Consider the following 17,489-nt stretch of genomic DNA (forward strand, 5'->3'; position numbering starts at 1 on the left):
CGACGATTCCCGATGCTGCAATTCGAACGCCGACTGGAAGAACGTTTTCCGCAATGGTTCCGCGGCCGCCGCGCCGCGCTGGCCCGGCCGTTGATCCGGACCATCGGGCGCTGGTCGAAATTCGACCACATCGACCAGTTCCTGGCCGAAACCAGCCACCTGCGCGATTTCGATTTCGTCAGCGCGTCGCTGGATTTCGTCCAGGCGCGCTACCTGCTCGATGCGACCGAGCTGCAGCGCATCCCGCGCAGCGGTCGGCTGCTGATCGTGGCCAACCATCCCTCCGGCGCGGTCGACGCGCTGGCCCTGCTCGACGCGGTCGGGCGGGTGCGGCGCGACGTCAAGATCATCGCCAACGACCTGCTGCTGGCGCTGGACGGGCTGAGCGGGCTGCTGCTGCCGATCCGCATCCTCGGTGGCCGGCCGAGCGCGGAGAGCCTGCACGCGATCGAGGCGGCGTTGAACGAGGAGCAGTGCGTGATCGTGTTCCCGGCCGGCGAAGTCGCCCGCCTGGGCCTGCGCGGGGTCACCGACGGACGCTGGCAGCGCGGCTTCCTGCGCTTCGCCCGGCGCACCAACGCGCCGGTGCTGCCGGTGCGGATCGAGGCGCGCAATTCGGCGCTGTTCTACGGCGCCTCGGCGCTGTTCAAGCCGGCCGGTACGGCCCTGCTGGCGCGCGAGATGTTCGCCCGCCGCGCGCGCCGCATCGCCCTGCGCATCGGCCGTCCGCTGCATCTGCCGGCCGACGGCAACCCGAACCAGTTGCTGCGCGAGGTGCGCCGCGAACTGCACGCGATCGGTACCGCGCGCGAACGCGCCGCGCCGGTCGGGCCGGAGACTTTGATCGACCCGGTCGATCCGGCGCTGGTGCGCGCGGGCGTGGACGCGCTTGAATCGCTCGGCCAGACCCTCGACGGCAAGCAGATCCGGGTCGGCACCCTGCGTCCGGGTTCGCCGCTGCTGCGCGAAATCGGCCGCCTGCGCGAGCTGACCTTCCGCGCGGTCGGCGAGGGCACCGGCCAGCGCCTGGACGTGGACATCTACGACAGCTGGTACGAACACATCGTGCTATGGGACGAGGCCGAGGCGAAGATCGCCGGTGCCTACCGCATCGCGCGCGGCAGCCGGGTGCTGGCCGAACGCGGTCTGGCCGGGCTGTACACCGCGTCCTTGTTCCGCTACGCCGACGACGCGGTGCCGCGTCTGGCTCAGGGCATGGAACTGGGCCGCAGCTTCGTCGCGCCCGAGTACTGGAACAGCCGCAGCATCGATTATCTGTGGCAGGGCATCGGCGCCTATCTGATGCGCCATCCGGGCGTGCGTTACCTGTTCGGGCCGGTGTCGATCAGCGCCGCGCTGCCGCCGGATGCGCGCGAGCAGATCGTGGCCTATTACGCGCGCTATTACGGCCAGCTGGAATCCGAAGCGTTCTCCAAGCAGCCGTTCGTGTATCGCCAGGCGCCGCCGCAGTTCGACGAGCTCGATGCGGCGACCGCGTTCCGCGTGCTCAAGAACAACCTCGACGCGCTCGGCACCAGCGTGCCGATGCTCTACAAGCAGTACACCGACCTCTGCGAACCCGGTGGCGCGCGCTTCCTCGCGTTCGGCGTCGATCCGGCGTTCAGCGATTCGGTCGATGGCCTGATCGAAGTCGACCTGCAGCGCCTGCGCCCGAAGAAGCGCGAACGCTACCTCGGCGCATCGCCATCGCGCGCCGAAGCGGGCGCGGCGAACCAAGCGGACGCCGCCCCCGACACCTGACCCCGTCGCCAGCGAGAACGTGTCATGAGCCCAGCATCGATCACGCCCTTGCCGATACGCCGCCGCGCGGTATTCGTGTCCGATGTGCATCTCGGGGCCAAGCACTGCCATGCGGCGGAACTGGCCGATTTTCTGGGCAATCTGCGCTGCGATCGGCTGTACCTGGTCGGCGACATCGTCGACCTGTGGTGGATGTCGCAGCGGCGCGCGACCTGGGGCGCGGCGCAGTACCGGGTGGTCGAGGCGCTGCATGCGCTGGCGCGCGCCGGTACCGAGTTGATCTACGTGCCCGGCAATCACGATCGCTCGGTGCGCCGCTTCTGCGGCCTGGCGCTGCCGCGCATGCAGGTGCGCCGGCGCGCGATCCACCTGACTGCCGACGGCCGCCGCCTATTGGTCACGCACGGCGACGACTACGACAGCGTGACCCAGTTCGGCGGCATGCAGGAGAAATTCGGCGACTGGCTGTACGAACGCATCCTCACCGGCAACCAGCTCACCAACCGGGTACGGCGCCGCTTCGGCCTGCGCTACTGGTCGCTGGCGGATTTCCTCAAGCGCCGCAGCGGCGCGGCCGAGCGCTACATCTCGCGCTTCGTCCAGGCCGGCTTGAACGATGCGCGCCAGCGCGGGCTGGACGGCATCGTCTGCGGCCATATCCACCGCGCGGCGTTGTTCGAACGCGACGGCTGCATCTATGCCAACGACGGCGACTGGGTCGAGAGCCTGACCGCGCTGGCCGAGGATCCCGACGGCACGCTGCGCTTGCTTGCGCATACCGGAGAGACCTTGGCGATGCTGCCGGCGCGGGCGTTGCGATTGGCGGTACACGAAGAGTTGCCGCACGCCGCTTGAGGCGGGCCTGGCCGCCCTCATCCGCCCTGTCGGGCACCTTCTCCCGCAAGCGGGAGAAGGGAGTGGCGAGGTTTCTGACACTTTCTCCCACTTACGGATTTGCCCCCTTCTTCCGTTTAAGGCGGCAGGGAGCAGAGCTGCTTCTAACTCCCTCTCCCGCTTGCGGGAGAGGGCTGGGGTGAGGGCGCTTGGTCATTCGTCGCAATCACCCGCCAGTTACAGCTCGCCGCAACGCCGCCCGCGCCAACAACCGCGTCGAATCCAACGTAGGCAACACCGAGTTCCCGTCGCCGATGATCAGCGGAATCTCGGTGCACCCCAGCACCACCGCGTCGCAGCCCTGGGCCTTAAGCCCCTCGATGACCTGCTGGAAATACGCCACCGTCGACGGCTTGAATACCCCGTACACCAGCTCGTCCATGATCAGCCGGCCGATCGCCGCGCGTTGCTGCGCATCGGGTCGCACGAACTCCAGCCCCAGCGCGCCGAGTTTGTCGGGATAGACCTCGCTCTCGACCAGCCACTGCGTCCCGGTCAGGCCGATTCGGCGGAAGCCGCGTTCGGCCGCGCTGCGCGCGACCACTTCGGCGATGTGCAGCCACGGCAGCGGCGAACGCGGCAGCACGTAGTCCATCGCCTGATGGATGGTGTTGTCGGGGCAGATCAGGAACTGAGCGCCGGCTTGGGCGAGCTTGTGCGCCGAGGACAGCATCAACTCGCCGACGCCGTCGATATCGCCGCGATCCAGGCAGGCGACGTAGTCGGCCAGCGAATGGGTATGCAGCGCGATCTGCGGATGCGCATGCGGGCCGAGCAGGGCCGCGCCTTCGCTGCAGATCGTGCGATAGCACAGCGCGGCGCCTTCGGCCGAACAGGCGACGATGCCGATGGACGCGGGGTGGGGCATGGACGACTCCCGAGCGAACGTAATGGGTATCGCTATTCTGCCGAAGCCGCGCCTGCAGGGAGCTACCGGCTTCCGACAATCAACCCGGGAAAACGAAAAACAAACGCCCGCGTTGTGCCGTATCGGTAGCATTCGCGGATGGATTCACTGACCCAGATCGTGCTCGGCGCCGCGCTGAGCGCCGCCATCGCCCCTGCCAAACACCGCCGCGCGGCCCTGCTCGCGGGCGCGGCCCTGGGCACCTTGCCCGACCTCGACGTCATCCCGGTCAACCTGTTCACCGACGATCCGGTCGCGCGCATGACCTGGCATCGCAGCCTCAGTCATTCGCTGCTGGTGCTGCCGTTCGTGGCCTGGGCGATATGGGGCTGGTGCCGCGCGCGCGGCGGCCGCGTGGCCGAATCGCCGAAGCGCTGGTTCTGGGCGATGCAGGCCGCGCTGCTGACCCATCCGCTGCTCGACGCGTTCACCGTCTACGGCACCCAGTTGCTGTGGCCGCTGCCGATGAAACCGGTGATGTGGTCGAGCGTGTTCATCATCGATCCGCTGTACACGATCTGGCTGCTGATCGCCTGCGTGGTCGCCTGGTTCTGGCACGAACGCCGCATGGCGCAGCCGGCCTTGCTGGTCGGGCTGGGCCTGAGTTCGCTGTACCTCGGCGGTTCGCTGTGGGCGAAACACCGAGTCGAACAGGACGCCGCGCCGGCGCTGGCCAAGCTCGGCCTGGAAAACGCGCCGCGCTTCTCGGTGCCGACGCCGTTCAACACCCTGCTGTGGCGGGTGGTGGCGATGACGCCCGACGGTTTCGTCGAGGGCGAGCGCTCGCTGGCCGCCGATCGCGGGCCGATGCAGTTCCGGCACTACCGTTCCGACATTCCCGCCTTCACTCAGGTTAACGGCTACCCGGCCGTGCATCGGCTGCAATGGTTCAACCACGGCTTCATGAAGGCCGAGCAGCAGGACGGCCGACTGCTGCTGAGCGACCTGCGCATGGGCGCCGAACCCGAGTACACCTTCCGCTTCGCCGTGGCTGAGCGCGACGGCGAGAACTGGCGCGAGATCGAACCCCAACAGCTGAAGTGGTCGGCGGACGTGAAGCAGGCGTTGCCGGCGATGTGGGCGCGGATCTGGAACGAACCGGCGATCGTCGCCGATGCGGATGCCGAAGCCGCCGCACGGGTGCATTCGCTGCAAGAGGCGACGGCGATGCGCGCTCGGGTGCACAGCGATACGTTGAAGTAGCCGCCGCGCAGGGTCATCGCCGGATTCTTGCGCGGGATCCAGCACGGGATTCCGATGCGATCAGGGCACTGCGCGGATCGGACGTCGCATAATCCATCGGTGCCGCTGGCTTGCGCCGGCATGGCCGCACTGCATCATGCAGACGCGCTCCACAGACCGCGGCAAGCATTGTCAGATCATCCGAGGTACACCATGCACCATGTTCTGCACCGGCTCGGCTTGGCCGCGGCTGTGCTGCTCGCGCTCGCCGGCACCGGTTGCGCGACCTTCGCGCGCGGCTCGACCCAGTCGCTGACCATCGACAGCCTGCCCGGCGGCGCGACCGTGTCGCTGTCCAACGGCGAGCGATGCTCGACGCCGTGCACGCTCAAGCTCAAGCGCAAATACCCGGTCGCGGTTGAATTGTGCAAACCCGGTTACCGCCAGGCTCTGGCCCAGGTGCGCAGCCAGGTCGGCGGCGCGGGCGCGGCCGGGCTGGCCGGCAACATGCTGATCGGCGGCCTGATCGGAGCCGGCGTGGACGCAGCCAGCGGCGCGGCCAAGGACTTGAATCCGAATGTGGTTGCGGTGCTGCTGTTGGAAGAGAAGCCGGGTTGCACCGTGCCGGCGTTCCCGCTGGTACCCGAGCACGGGCAGACGCCCGAGGACTATGCGCGGCAGAAGGCCAAGCAGAAGAAGCACTGAACTTGGCGCGGTGGTCGCGTGGCTGGGCGATCAGAGATCACGCTCGATGCCGGCGATGTTTTGTCGGTCAGGCTGCGGGTCGCGGCGCCAGCCTTTGCCGGAGAAATCTCGCAAGGCCCGCGCAAGCCGCGGAATTTCGTAGGCGGCGCTCAAGTCCCGATACCCGCTCGCCGCGCACCTGCACCGATCGCCGCGAGCGTAAGCGACAAATTCTCAAGCCGCCGCCGACAGCTCCGGCACCACGCCCGCGATCAACGCATCGAAATAATCGCGCGTCAGCTGCAATTGCAACTCCGCCGAATCGGCGCGATTGACCACCGCGCGGAATGCGATGTTTTCCGGACGATCCTTCGCGTACCAGCCCAGATGCTTGCGCGCGATGCGCACCCCGGCGACTTCGCCGTAGAACGCGTGCAGGTGTTCGAGATGGTCGAGCAGGATGTCGCGTACTTCGCGCAGCGACGGCGGCGGCAGTTCCTCGCCGTGTTCGAGGAAGTAAGCGATCTCGCGGAAAATCCACGGCCGGCCCTGCGCGGCGCGGCCGACCATGACCGCGTCGCAGCCGGTCTGCGCGAGCACGAACGCGGCCTTCCGCGGCGAATCGATGTCGCCGTTGGCGATCACCGGGATCGACAGCTCGGCCTTGATCGCGGCGATGGTGTCGTATTCGGCGTGGCCGGTGTACTGCTGGTCGCGGGTGCGGCCATGCACCGCGAGCGAGGCGATGCCGGCGTCCTGGGCGATGCGCGCGATGCTCGGCGCGTTGCGCTGGTCGTGGTCCCAGCCGGTGCGGATCTTGAGCGTGACCGGCACGTCGACCGCCTTGACCACCGCCTCGACGATGCGCGCGACCAGGCTTTCGTCGCGCATCAGCGCCGAGCCGGCCCAGGCGTTGCAGACCTTCTTGGCCGGGCAGCCCATGTTGATGTCGATCAGCTGGGCGCCGTGGTCGACGTTGTAGCGCGCGGCCTCGGCCATGATCTGCGGCACGGTGCCGGCGATCTGCACGCTGATCGGGTCGGGCTCGCCGTCGTGGTCCATGCGGTGGCGCGACTTGGCGGTGTTCCAGAAACGCGGGTCGCTGGTGGTCATCTCCGACACGCACAGGCCCGCGCCCAAGCGCTTGGCCAGCACGCGGAAGGGTTTGTCGGTGACCCCGGCCATGGGCGCGAGGATCACGCGCGGGGCGATGGAGTGGGGGCCGATGCGCATGGCGGCATTGTAAGCCACGCGGCGCAAGGTGCCCGGCAAAGGGGCACGGGACGCAAGGGTCGGCCGTCGAGTTCGCGACCGCGGGTTCGAGGCGGCGGATTCCATGCGGCGCAATCAGGCCGGCTCGGCGGCCGCCCGGTTCGGATCCGGCCCCCTCCAAACGAACGTGGCCGCAGATTCAGCTGCGGCGACGCTCAGGCCGGCCCCTGCGGACCGGCCCATGTCGGTCGGCTCAGCCGCCGCTGTTGTCTTCGACCGTGGCGGTCGGGCCGTTCTGCTTGACCGCGTCGATGCCGTTCTCGCGCGCCGCGTCGCTGTTGTACAGCTCGCTGGTGCCGATGACCTCGTGGTTGCCGGCCTTGAGCACGAAATACGGTTTGTTGTTGGACGACAGCTTGCGCTCGTAGCGCGCATCGATCGGGCTGTTGGCGCGCACCGACGCGATGCCGTTTTCGCAGGATGCGTGAGCGGTATAGCTCTCGCTGCTCAGAATGGTTTCGCCGTTGCCGGCCTTGAGCACGAAGTGGTACTGACCGTTGCTCTGCTTGCTGATGACGTACTTGCCTGACATGTTCGTTCCCTCGTTGAGCCGCCCGTGGCGGACGTGTGACTTCCGGTTACACGTGCATACAACGCCGTTGTGAAGCCGGACCGGTCGGAGGGGGGTGTTTCAGGAATGAACGGTTTGGGTGCGCGCGTCTTGGCCGTCGAGCGCGGCGGCACCGGCCTTTCAATGCGCTTTCGGCGCCAGCACGCCGATTTCGACCAGCCAGTTCTCGACCAGCGACGGCCAGACCGCGACGACCGGGTGCGCCATGCGCCTCAAGCCGAAGGCATGGCCGCCCTTGGCGAACAGATGGACTTCCGCTGCGACGCCGGCCGCGTCGAGCGCGCGCGCATACACCGTGCTGTTGCAGATCTCGTCGACCGGGTCGTCCCATGCCTGCAACAGGAACGTGGGCGGTGTTCGCCGGCTGACGCGTATGCCCGGGTCCAGGCGCGCGCCGGGGCGGCACAGATGGCCGGGATAGAACGCAATGGCGAAGTCCGGGCGACTGCTGATCTTGTCGATCGCGTCCACGGGTTTGTAGGCCGGCTCGAAGATATTGCTGGTCTGCGCGACCAGATAGCCGCCTGCCGAGAAACCCATGACGCCGATCTTGTCTGGGTCGACGCCCAGTTCGCGCGCTTTGGCGCGAACCAGTCTGATGGTTCTCTGCGCGTCCTGAAGCGCGCGCGGAACCTTGGGCGTGATCGCGCATTCGCACTCGTTGTCCCAATGATGATTGCTTTTGGGAACGCGGTACTTCGACAGGATGCAGGTGATTCCTTTCGAAGCGATCCATCCGCATATCTCGGTGCCTTGCTTGGTGACCACGACCGCCTTGAACCCGCCGCCCGGAAACACGATCACCGCCACGCCGGTGTTCTCACCCTTCGGTGGGAACACGGTGATCGTGGGTGAGGCGACGTCCCAGGCCGCCTCGGACGTGGTCCCCTCGAGCGCGTCCGGCGTTTGCGCGATTTCGATTCTTTCCGGGCCTTGAACGACGCCCTGCATGTCCGGCGCGCCGTCAGGCCAGATCGGGATCTGCTTCAAGCCCTTCGGCGGCTGCCAGATGCCCTGGGCCCAGGTGTTTTCTTTCTGCGGGGATTGCGCTGTTGCGTCTACCGGGATCGGCCCGGCCTCGGGCGCTGGCGCGACGGCGATGGCGGCAATCGCGTTCGACCACCCGAGCAGGCACGCGAGCAGCAGGCAGGTTCGGGCTATCGACCAGGGTGCTCGCTCGCCGCGAGATGCTATGGAATCCATGGTTTGCAAAGCCCCGTTTGGCGGAGCCTGCGATTGTGGTGCCACGGTCCGAGCGCGAGTAGCGACGATTTCTTTTGCTTGCCTCAACCAAATCTTGAAGCTGTCGTGGCCTGCGGTCGCGTAGTCGCGATAGGTCGGGTCGGGGTGGGCAGGGGTTTGGGCTGCGAAGCTTTCGGCTCAGATCGCGGCATCGCCTCGGGGGTTTTCCTCATCGGAAAGCGAAGCGTCGGCGCTGAAGCCCCTGCCACAAAAGACCTTTCGGCCGCGGCCTCGATGACCTGCGTCAGCGCCCGCGCCGTCGGCGCCAGAACAGGAAACCGGTGATGAGCAGAAACGCCGGCACCAGCCCGGTCAGCGCGATCAGGCTTTGCCACACGCGTCCGCCGACGAAGCCACCGTGCAGCGGATAGATGGCGTCGAAGCTGCGCGAGCCGCGGCCCTGTGTGGTCGCGTCCTGCGCGCCGATCACCGCGCCGCGATACGGATCGATCCAGACCTGGCTGCGTCCGACCGGATGCCATTCGGCCGGCATGCGCGCGCGGATCGAGACCATACCGCTGCCGGTCTTGGGCAGCCCGATGCGGCGCAACTGCGCTCCGGCCAAGGCGCCGCCCGGCGCGACCGCGGCATCGGCCGCGCGCAGCACCGCGTCCCAGTCGGCCGGCTGATCGCTGGCGGCGAGTTTCGGCGGCTTGGGCGGCTTGCCGTCGCCGAAGGTCGCGCGCAATGCGTTGCGCGCGACCTCGTCGTAGACCATCGAGGTGCCGGTCAGCGCCGCGAGCAAGGTCAACGGCAGCAGCCACAGCCCCAGGCCGCGATGCCAGCTGAGCCAGCGTCGCGTCGGCGGCCCGCGGTACCACTTCAGGCTCGCCGCCAGCGCCGACCAGCGCGGCCACCACAGGTACAAACCGCTGAGCAGCATGAACACCGCGACGATGCCGACCACGCCGAGCACTTGCTCGCCGGTCTTGCCCGACAACAGATGCGTATGCAGATCGCGCAACCACAGCACCGCGTCGTTGCCGGTGTTGCGGGTCAGCAGCAGTTCGCCGCTGGCCGGATCGAAGTAACGCCGCTCGTTGTCGGGAAAATAGCCCTGCCACACCGGCAACTGCGGCGTCGGCAGGTCGAGCGAACTCATGCCCGGCGTCTGCCACTGCCCGACGATGCGTTGTAGCGCCTGGCTGCGTTGCTGCGGGGTGATCGCCGCGTCGCGTTGCAGTTGCGGATACGCCCACAGCGCGAGTTCGCGCTGGAACGCGAGCACCGTGCCCGACAACGCCACCAGCGCGAACGCCGTGCCCAGGCTCAGGCCGAGCCACAGGTGCAGCCACCGCAGCACCGCGCGTGATCGCGAGCGTGTGCGCGGCGGTGAATCTGCGGGGGCCTGGCGGTCGGTCATGGCTGGGCGTGGGTCGCGGTCGATTTCGGATCGATCAGTTTAGAAACGATGCGACCAGCTTGCGCTGAACACCCGGCCGCGTCCGGACACGTAGGTGTCGTTGCGCGGCGTGCTTTGCGAGTAGTAGGTGATGTATTGCTCGTCGAACAGATTCTCCACGCCCAGGTTCAACTGGCCCAGCGGCAGCTTGAAGCGCGCCTGCAGGTCGACGGTGGTGTAGCCGTCGGTACTGGCCACGCGCACGCCCTTGAGGTCGAAGTCGCGGTCGAGCGCGCGGCTGCCCTGCAGGCGGGTCGACACGGTGTCGTTCCAGCGCTGGTCCCAGAACGCGGTGATGCGATCGGGGCTGATGTTGATGCCGGGCAGGTCGCTGTCGACGCGATCATCGCCGTCGCTGTCGTAGCGGCCGTTGGCCTGCGCGTAGCCCACGCCGACCCGGCCGGCGTCGGAGAACTGGAACGCGACATTGCCTTCGATGCCGCGGATTTCGGTGCGCTCGCGCACGACGAAATAACTCTGGGTATTGCGATCGAACGCCAGGCGCGAGCCGAGGTCGGAATCCGACCAGTACGCCGCCAGATGGGCGAGCCAGCGGCCGTTGTCGAAGTCCACGCCGATCTCGCGGTTGTCCGACACCACCGGCGACAGGTCGACCAATTGATCGACGCGCTGGTTCGGCGTGGTGATGCCGCGCAGCACCCGGCCGATATCGGCGACGGTGTAGCCCTCCGAGTAGGACGCGTAGAACTTCAGCGCGTCGGTGGCTTCGAACACGATGCCGTAATTCGGCAGGGTTTCGCGGGTCTTGGGCGAGCCGCCCTCGACGAAGCGGCTGCCGCCGGCGTTGGCCGGGATGGTGGTGAAATCGCCGACCTTCAGCGTGCCGCGCTCATGCCGCACACCCGCGGTCAGCATCACCTTGTCGGCGACCCACCACTCGGCCTGCAGAAACGGCGACCACGATTCGTACTGGGTTTGCGGCACCCACTTGAGGCCGGAGACCACCAGTTCCTGGTAGGTCTTGTCGCGGTTCCAGTCCAGGCCGCCGGTCACCCGCAGGCGCTGGTCGAACAGGTTGTCGCGCGACCAGCTGAACTTGCCGCCGGTCTTCTCCGACACGTTCTGCGACTGATCCCACCAGTGCAGGTCGCGGCCGTCGCGCCAGAAGTCTTCCCAGTCGGTGGCGCCGTACAGGCCCTTGAAGTCGACCCAGAACAACTGCGCGTTGAAGAAACCGCCGGCCAGTTGCTTGTCGGTGTAGTCCAGTACCAGCGAGGTCGAGCGGTTGCGCGCGCCTTCGCCTTCGCGGCTGCCGCGCGCGGAGGTCGCGAGCTTGCCGGTGCGGATGTCGCCGTTGACGGTGATGTAGTCGTTGTTGCCCTGCAATTCGTAGCGGTTGGCGGTGAGCTGCAGGCGGCGGCGATCGTCGATGTTCCAGCCGGCCTTGGCGAATACATTGTGGGTGCGCGCGTCCATCAGGTCGCCCTGGATGTCGTTGACCGCGATCGCATCGCCGTTGCCATCGTAGTACAGGCCCTCGCTGGCGTAGGACGCGCCACCGACGAAGTCGAACGCGCCGCGGCGGGTGCCGAACAGGTACGAGGCGCGATAACCGGTGCCGTCGCTCTGGCTCGGCAGCGCGGTGCTGGCGCCGATGCTGAGGTCCTGGAAGGTCTCGCCGTCCTGGCGCGGCGCGCGCTTGGTGATGATGTTGATGATGCCGCCCGAGGCGCCCAGGCCTTGCAGCGCGTTGGCGCCGTGGATGACTTCGATGCGTTCGATCATGGCGGGGTCGACGGTGTGGCCGTCGCGGCCGCCTTCGCGCAGCGGCGTGGACTGCGGCACGCCGTCGACCAGGTACAGCGGCTTGCGCCCGCGCAGGGTCTCGCCGCCGTTGGTGAGCTTCTGCCGCGAGGGCGAGAACGAGGGGATCAGGTTGGCCAGCACCTGCGAGATGTCCTGGGTCACCGCGAGCTGCTGGTTGAGCTGCTCCTGATCGATCACCGTGATCGTGTTGGCCAGCGCGGCCTCGGAGTTGGGCGTGCGGCTGGTGCTGGCCGAGACGGTGACGCGGTCGATGTCCTTGGCATCGGCTTCAGCGGCCTGGGCGACGGGCACGGCAAGCGCGGCCAGCAGGGCGCTGGCGAGGAGGGTAAGGCGGGGCATGGGGGCGGGGACCTGAAAACTGCGACAGGGTTGGCATGCTAATGCGAACCATTCTCAATTTAAAGGCCGGGCGGAGAGCTGGGGCGTGTTGGGAGCCGGGCAGGGTCGTACGGGCTGGCAGTACGCAGTGGCGGAAAACCCGGCATGCACCGCCCGAATCCTTCTCCCGCATGCGGGAGAAGGTGGTCCGAAGGACCGGATGAGGGTGCTTCGACTGCCGTCGGTGCCCTCACCCCAACCCCTCTCCCGCACGCGGGAGAGGGGCTTAGGAGCGGAAGCTCGCCCGCACACGCGGAAGAGAAGCTCAGGCGGAAAAACGCGCCCGCAGGTCGGCGTCGTTGGGCATCGCCGCCGCCGCGCCCGCGCGCTCGGTCGACAGGCCGGCATAGCGGTTGGCATAGGCGATGTGTTCGCCGAAAGGCTGGTCGCCCGCGCGCGCCAGCGACGCGGCCAGGGCGCCGTTGAAGGCATCGCCCGCGCCGGTGGTGTCGACCGCCTGCACCGCCGCGGCCGCGACCCGGTAGCAGGCCTGGGTATCGCCGCGCAGCGCGCCGTCGGCGTGCGAGACGAAGCAGCCGGACTTGCCGAGGGTCACGATCACGCTGCCATGCGGCAACAGCGCGCGGCAATGCGCGTGCAACTGCGCATCGTCCAGCGCGGCCAGGGTGTCGGGATCGAGTTCGCTGCCGGTGTGCCGACGCAGTTGCGCGCAGAACTCGGTTTCGTTCGGGGTGATCGCATCGCTCAACGCCCACAGCTCGGCGCTGACGACCGCATCGGCCGGGGCCGGGTTGAGCAGGGTCAGGGCGCCGGCCGCGCGCGCCAGCGTGAACGCGGCGGCGGCCGATTCGACCGGCGTTTCCAACTGGGTCAGCACCACGTTCGCGGCACTGAACGCCGCGCGGTGTTCGTCGATGAACGCAGGCGACAGCTGCGCGTTCGCGCCGGGGCCGATCACGATGCTGTTGCGGCCGTCGGCGTCGACATAGATGCCGGCGGTGCCGGTCGGTGCGTCGCTGCGCAGATCGCGCAGGTCGATGCCGTCGGCGGTGGCCAATGCACGCGCCAGCTGACCGCCGGCGTCGTCGCCCAGCGCGCACACGAACGCGGTCCGTGCACCCGCGCGCGCCGCCGCGGTGGCCTGGTTGAAACCCTTGCCGCCGGGACCGGTGTGGTAGGTGCCGGCGAGGGTTTCGCCGGGACGTGGCAGCACCGGCAAGGCCCACACGTGGTCGACATTGAACGAGCCGACCACGACGACGTGGCCGTTAGGCAGGTCGGTCATGAACTTAAGCGGCGAAGTGGGTCAGCACGCCCGCGATGGTCGCGGTCATGAAGGTGGCGATCGAACCGCCGAGCACCGCGCGCAGGCCGAACCGGGCCAGGTCCTGGCGACGTTCCGGGGCGAGCCCGCCGATGCCGCCGATCTGGATCGCGATCGAGCTGAAGTTGGCGAAGCCGCACAATGCGTAGGTCGCGATCAGGCGGCCTTCGTCGCTGAGCGACATGCCCGCGACCTTGCCGTTGACGATGTCGGCCAGGTGCGTGTACGCGACGAATTCGTTGAGCACGACCTTCTCGCCGATCAAACCGCCGACCACGGTCGCGTCGGCCCACGGCGTGCCGATCACCCAGGCGATCGGCGCCAGCACGAAGCCGAGCAGGGTCGACAGGTCGGTCGGACGGCCGATCGCGGCGGCCAGGCCGGTCTGCTCGCCGAGCCAGGTCAGCGGCGCGTTGACCAGCGCGATCAGGGCGATGAAGGCCAGCAGCATCGCGCCGATGTTCAGCGCCAGGCGCAGGCCGTCGCCGGCGCCGGCCGCGGCCGCGTCGATGACGTTGGCGGTGGTCTTCTCGATTTCCATCTTGACCGTGCCGCGGGTCAGCGGATCGCCGGTCTCGGGCACCAGGATCTTGGCGATCACCAGGGTCGCTGGCGCGGCCATGATCGACGCGGCCAGCAGATGCTTGGCGTAGAACGCCTGCTGCACCGGGTCGCCGGCGCCGAGCATGCCGACATAGGCCGCGAGCACGCCGCCGGCGATGTGGGCCATGCCGCCGATCATCATCGTGATCAGCTCGGATTCGGTCATCTTGCTGATGTACGGGCGCACGGTCAGCGGCGCCTCGGTCTGGCCGATGAACACGCTGGCGCATACGCTGGTGGTCTCCGCGCCGGACACGCGCATGACCTTGGTGATCGCCCAGGCCATCGCGCGCACGATCGCCTGCATCACGCCCAGGTGATACAGCACGCCCATCAGGGCCGAGAAGAAGATGATCGTCGGCAGCACCTGGAAGGCGAAGATGAAGCCGAATTTGCTGACGTCCATCAGGTCGCCGAAGATGAACTTCGAGCCGGCGCCGACGAACTCGAGCACGTGGACGAAGCCCTTGCCGATCGAGTCGAACACGTCCTTGCCGCCGGGCACCAGCAGCACCACCGCGGCGAAGGCGATCTGCAGCGAGATGCCGATACCGACCAGTTTCCAGTCGACCGCGCGACGCTTGACCGAGAACACCCACGCAATGCCTACGAGCACCGCCAAACCGAACAGGCCGAAGGCCACGCGCGAAATCGAATCCACTCCACTCTCCCCGGCGCCGGGGCTCCGGCGGCTTTTTGACGTCTAATTAGTCGGCGCAGCCTAGTGGCTGGCCGCCTCAGCGGCAAGCCGCGGCGCAGCGCAAACGCGTTTTAAGCGTTGAAAAGACGCTCAGGCGGTTTTTTGTATGGAGGCCGCGGCGGCGATCACGGGGTTTTTTGCGGGCTGCGCTGGCCTACAGATCCCGCGCCACCACCCGGTTGCGCCCGGACTGCTTGGCCCGCTGCAGGCGCAGGTCGGCCCGCCGCAGCAGCCGCGACAGGTCGCCGCCCTCCTGCGGGAAGGTGACCAGGCCGGCGCTGAAACTCAGCCACAGCGGCTCGGCGCCGCGGCCGGGTTCGAACGGGCGCTCGGCGACCGCGCGCCGGATCGCGTCGACTTCCTCGAACGCGGTGCCCAGCGGCTTGCGCATCACCAGCAGGAACTCGCCGCCGCTCAGCCGCACCAGCCATTCGCTGGGCTCGGACTGCTCGCGCAGCACCGTGACCAGGTGGCGCAGGCTACGGTCGCCGAGGCGATGGCCGTAGTCGTCGTTGATGCGCTTGAAATGGTCCAGGTCGATCAGGGCCAGGGTCAGGCTGCCGCCGTCGCGGCGCACCGCGTCGAACAGGCGCGGGATGCGGTGGGTCAGCCAGGTCCGGTTCGGCAGCCGGGTCAGGCCGTCGGTGCCCGACATCTCGATCAGGCGCTGCATCCGGTAAACGATCATCGACGTCGCCACGGTCATCATCGCCAGCAGCACCAGACGCTGGGTCTGGCTGCCGACGGTGACCGCGCCGTAATCGCTGGACATCAGGTCCTCCGGCGAGCCGGCCGTGGCGAATACCCACAGCACCAACAGCCCGTACTGGACCAGCGCGAGCGTGCCGGCGAACAAGGTTACCCGGCCGTCGCTGCGCAGCGCGGTCAGCAGGATCGCCAGCAGATAGCCGCACCACACGATCAGGCTGTTGAGGCCGGCCGGCAGGTGCTGCGCGGCCAGCATCGCCAGCACCAGGGTGGTCGCGGTGACGTCGAACCCGGCGGTGCAGAACGGCAGCCAACGGTACCGGCGCTGCCGCCGCGCCAGCGCCAGCGCCAGTTGCGAGAACACGTTGACGAAGATCGCCCCGCCCAGGCCGATCATGGTTTCCTTGACGCTGCCGCCGCCGAACGCGTTGAGCAGCGGCAACAGCAGCAGCATCGCCGCGAGCACCGCGCGCAGGCGCGCCACCAGCAGTTCGCCGCCGGCGCCGATCTCGAGCATGATTTCGTCCGGCCGCAACAGCAGCGCCACGAGCACGCTGCGTATCCGACCGCCCACGCCTTGGTACATCCCGGTTCCCGTTTACGGCCAAGCGCGGCCCGCGGCGAGCATAGCGCGACCGCGCGCCGACGAACGTGCCAGCCGAACGTGCCGGCCGAACGTGCCGGCGAATCGTCCCGACACTGAGAACGGGCCGTTCGCGACGCGCCCATGGTTGCCGTCAGGCGACGACGGCGCCGTTGCGGGCGCCGTCTCGGCCGGACGCGGTTGGCGCGAACCGGCCGGCGATCAGCCGATGCCGCGCATCGCCACCCACAGCGCCAACACCGCGAACACCACCGCGGCCACGTAACGCGCGGTCTTCAGCGGCAGGCGATCGGCGAAGCGGCTGCCGAGCAGGGCGACCGGCACGTTAGCCAGCAGCATGCCGATCGTGGTGCCGAAGATCACCGCCCACAGCGGCTCGTAGCGGGTTGCCAGCAGCACGGTCGCGACCTGGGTCTTGTCGCCGATCTCGGCGAAGAAGAACGCGATGGTGGTGGCGATGAAGGCGCCGCGCGCGGAGAACTTGGTTTCTGCTTCGTCCAACTGGTCGGGCTTGAGGGTCCACAGCGCGACCGCGAAGAAGCTCGCGGCGACCACCCAGCGCAGGATCTCGGGTTTCAGCCACTGCGCGACCAGGGTGCCGAACCACGCGGCGAGAGCGTGGTTGAGCAAGGTGGCGAGCAGGATGCCGGCGATGATCGGTAGCGGCTTACGAAAGCGCGCGGCGAGCAGCAGGGCGAGCAACTGGGTCTTGTCGCCGATTTCGGCGAGCGCGACGGTGCCGGTCGACACCGCGGTGGTGACGACCGAGGCCGGCAGGTAGGACAGATCCATGACAACTCCAGGGTCGGGCATTCGCGTGGACGCGAAGGCGGACGCCACGTGGCCCGACCCGGGTTGCACGCAACGCCTGCCTTCGGTCTTGCCCGTGGTCGCTGCGTGGTCGGTCGCCAGGCCTGAGGCCGTGGCTCGATCGCACGCTGGCTGCCGTACATGCGCCATGGCCTGTGGACCAAGTGTGTTGACGCATGCCCCCGCGAACCTGGTCGGTGCGCGGGTGGGCTACTCCCCGGAGGAGGAAAGTGCGCGGATTGTAGCGGTATTCGGCGGGGTGCGCAGCAAATGAGAAGCTTTCGCTTTGGTTCGTGCTTTGGTTGTCGGGACGCAAGGGGCGAGGCTTGGACGGGTGTTCCGCGATTCGACGCAATCAGTGTTCTTGCTTTGCGAGTGCGGTCTGGAGTGTGGTGTTTGGCGTGATGCGTGTCGCGCCCATCGTTCAAGCACGAGGCGACGTGGCGACGTCGCAGCCCCTGTAGGAGCGGCGCAAGCCGCGACCACGTCACCGCAACTACGGCGTAAATCTCGACGTTGCCGCGGTGGCGTGGTCGCGGCTTGCGCCGCTCCTACAGATAGGCCATCCAGCTTTTGCTTATGCTCGAAGTCGCGCAGTTCATCCAGCGCCGCGAAGCCACTGACTCGCGTTAGCAAAACGGACACCCGAAGGGCGGCGTGCAGGATGCACGCCGTGCGCTACCGGGACATGGATGTCC

15 protein-coding genes are annotated in these 17,489 nt (G+C 68.0%); 4 read left to right on the plus strand and 11 right to left on the minus strand.

Features of this window, described 5'->3' with window-relative positions; translation table 11 throughout:
- Positions 1-12: 12 nt before the first annotated feature.
- Both ASD86_RS04815 and ASD86_RS04820 read left to right on the plus strand, forming a co-directional pair.
- On the plus strand, positions 13-1,761 hold the full coding sequence (locus ASD86_RS04815) for a GNAT family N-acyltransferase (protein WP_056107579.1): 1,749 nt from the start codon (positions 13-15) through the stop codon (positions 1,759-1,761).
- Positions 1,762-1,785: 24 nt separating this feature from the next.
- Complete coding sequence (locus ASD86_RS04820) at positions 1,786-2,616, plus strand: UDP-2,3-diacylglucosamine diphosphatase (RefSeq protein ID WP_056107582.1); 831 nt, start codon at positions 1,786-1,788, stop codon at positions 2,614-2,616.
- A gap of 205 nt (positions 2,617-2,821) precedes the next feature.
- On the opposite strand, the gene ASD86_RS04825 is transcribed toward ASD86_RS04820, so the two are convergent.
- The gene (locus ASD86_RS04825; protein WP_056107584.1) at positions 2,822-3,523 is read right to left on the minus strand and encodes an amino acid racemase; all 702 of its coding nucleotides are present in this window, start codon (positions 3,521-3,523) and stop codon (positions 2,822-2,824) included.
- 138 nt (positions 3,524-3,661) lie between these two features.
- Between ASD86_RS04825 and ASD86_RS04830 the strand changes: the two genes are divergently transcribed.
- Both ASD86_RS04830 and ASD86_RS04835 read left to right on the plus strand, forming a co-directional pair.
- A complete protein-coding gene (locus tag ASD86_RS04830) occupies positions 3,662-4,765 on the plus strand; it encodes a metal-dependent hydrolase (RefSeq protein ID WP_082578073.1) in 1,104 nt (367 codons plus the stop codon).
- Positions 4,766-4,957: 192 nt separating this feature from the next.
- Positions 4,958-5,449, plus strand: coding sequence for a PEGA domain-containing protein (locus ASD86_RS04835; protein ID WP_082578074.1), 492 nt, complete (start codon positions 4,958-4,960; stop codon positions 5,447-5,449).
- A gap of 30 nt (positions 5,450-5,479) precedes the next feature.
- Here the strand turns inward: ASD86_RS04835 and ASD86_RS28160 are convergent, their stop codons facing one another.
- The 10 genes from ASD86_RS28160 to ASD86_RS04885 form a co-directional block, all read right to left on the minus strand.
- Entirely contained in the window at positions 5,480-5,602 is a 123-nt protein-coding gene (locus ASD86_RS28160) for a hypothetical protein (protein ID WP_255357256.1), read from the minus strand.
- A gap of 60 nt (positions 5,603-5,662) precedes the next feature.
- Positions 5,663-6,661 carry a tRNA dihydrouridine synthase DusB gene (gene dusB / locus ASD86_RS04840; protein ID WP_056107661.1) on the minus strand — a complete coding sequence of 333 codons (999 nt, stop codon included), beginning with the start codon at positions 6,659-6,661 and terminating at the stop codon, positions 5,663-5,665.
- Positions 6,662-6,893: 232 nt separating this feature from the next.
- A complete protein-coding gene (locus ASD86_RS04845) occupies positions 6,894-7,232 on the minus strand; it encodes a YegP family protein (RefSeq protein ID WP_056107588.1) in 339 nt (112 codons plus the stop codon).
- A gap of 159 nt (positions 7,233-7,391) precedes the next feature.
- Positions 7,392-8,474: an alpha/beta hydrolase gene (locus ASD86_RS04850; protein WP_235567669.1), complete on the minus strand. Its 1,083-nt coding sequence runs from the start codon at positions 8,472-8,474 to the stop codon at positions 7,392-7,394.
- A 283-nt stretch (positions 8,475-8,757) separates the two neighbouring features.
- Complete coding sequence (locus ASD86_RS04860) at positions 8,758-9,816, minus strand: PepSY-associated TM helix domain-containing protein (protein WP_235567670.1); 1,059 nt, start codon at positions 9,814-9,816, stop codon at positions 8,758-8,760.
- Between the two features lie 99 nt (positions 9,817-9,915).
- Complete coding sequence (locus ASD86_RS04865; RefSeq protein WP_056107597.1) at positions 9,916-12,042, minus strand: TonB-dependent receptor; 2,127 nt, start codon at positions 12,040-12,042, stop codon at positions 9,916-9,918.
- A gap of 304 nt (positions 12,043-12,346) precedes the next feature.
- Positions 12,347-13,327 (minus strand): ribokinase, encoded by a 981-nt coding sequence (locus tag ASD86_RS04870; RefSeq protein WP_056107600.1) that lies wholly within the window; start codon positions 13,325-13,327, stop codon positions 12,347-12,349.
- A 4-nt stretch (positions 13,328-13,331) separates the two neighbouring features.
- Positions 13,332-14,630, minus strand: coding sequence for a nucleoside transporter C-terminal domain-containing protein (locus tag ASD86_RS04875; protein WP_056107602.1), 1,299 nt, complete (start codon positions 14,628-14,630; stop codon positions 13,332-13,334).
- 193 nt (positions 14,631-14,823) lie between these two features.
- Positions 14,824-15,930, minus strand: coding sequence for a GGDEF domain-containing protein (locus tag ASD86_RS04880; protein ID WP_162253613.1), 1,107 nt, complete (start codon positions 15,928-15,930; stop codon positions 14,824-14,826).
- Positions 15,931-16,182: 252 nt separating this feature from the next.
- A complete protein-coding gene (locus ASD86_RS04885; RefSeq protein ID WP_056107606.1) occupies positions 16,183-16,773 on the minus strand; it encodes a TMEM165/GDT1 family protein in 591 nt (196 codons plus the stop codon).
- Between the last annotated feature and the right edge of the window lie 716 nt (positions 16,774-17,489).

Origin of the sequence: Lysobacter sp. Root690, assembly GCF_001427785.1 — a bacterium.
Lineage (GTDB): Bacteria > Pseudomonadota > Gammaproteobacteria > Xanthomonadales > Xanthomonadaceae > Lysobacter.

Coding starts and splice junctions, on each gene's coding strand:
- ASD86_RS04815 (WP_056107579.1), top strand. CDS start 13: ATGCTGCAATTCGAACGCCGACTGGAAGAACGTTTTCCGCAATGGTTC.
- ASD86_RS04820 (WP_056107582.1), top strand. CDS start 1,786: ATGAGCCCAGCATCGATCACGCCCTTGCCGATACGCCGCCGCGCGGTA.
- ASD86_RS04825 (WP_056107584.1), bottom strand. CDS start 3,523: ATGCCCCACCCCGCGTCCATCGGCATCGTCGCCTGTTCGGCCGAAGGC.
- ASD86_RS04830 (WP_082578073.1), top strand. CDS start 3,662: ATGGATTCACTGACCCAGATCGTGCTCGGCGCCGCGCTGAGCGCCGCC.
- ASD86_RS04835 (WP_082578074.1), top strand. CDS start 4,958: ATGCACCATGTTCTGCACCGGCTCGGCTTGGCCGCGGCTGTGCTGCTC.
- dusB (WP_056107661.1), bottom strand. CDS start 6,661: ATGCGCATCGGCCCCCACTCCATCGCCCCGCGCGTGATCCTCGCGCCC.
- ASD86_RS04845 (WP_056107588.1), bottom strand. CDS start 7,232: ATGTCAGGCAAGTACGTCATCAGCAAGCAGAGCAACGGTCAGTACCAC.
- ASD86_RS04850 (WP_235567669.1), bottom strand. CDS start 8,474: ATGGATTCCATAGCATCTCGCGGCGAGCGAGCACCCTGGTCGATAGCC.
- ASD86_RS04865 (WP_056107597.1), bottom strand. CDS start 12,042: ATGCCCCGCCTTACCCTCCTCGCCAGCGCCCTGCTGGCCGCGCTTGCC.
- ASD86_RS04870 (WP_056107600.1), bottom strand. CDS start 13,327: ATGACCGACCTGCCTAACGGCCACGTCGTCGTGGTCGGCTCGTTCAAT.
- ASD86_RS04885 (WP_056107606.1), bottom strand. CDS start 16,773: ATGGATCTGTCCTACCTGCCGGCCTCGGTCGTCACCACCGCGGTGTCG.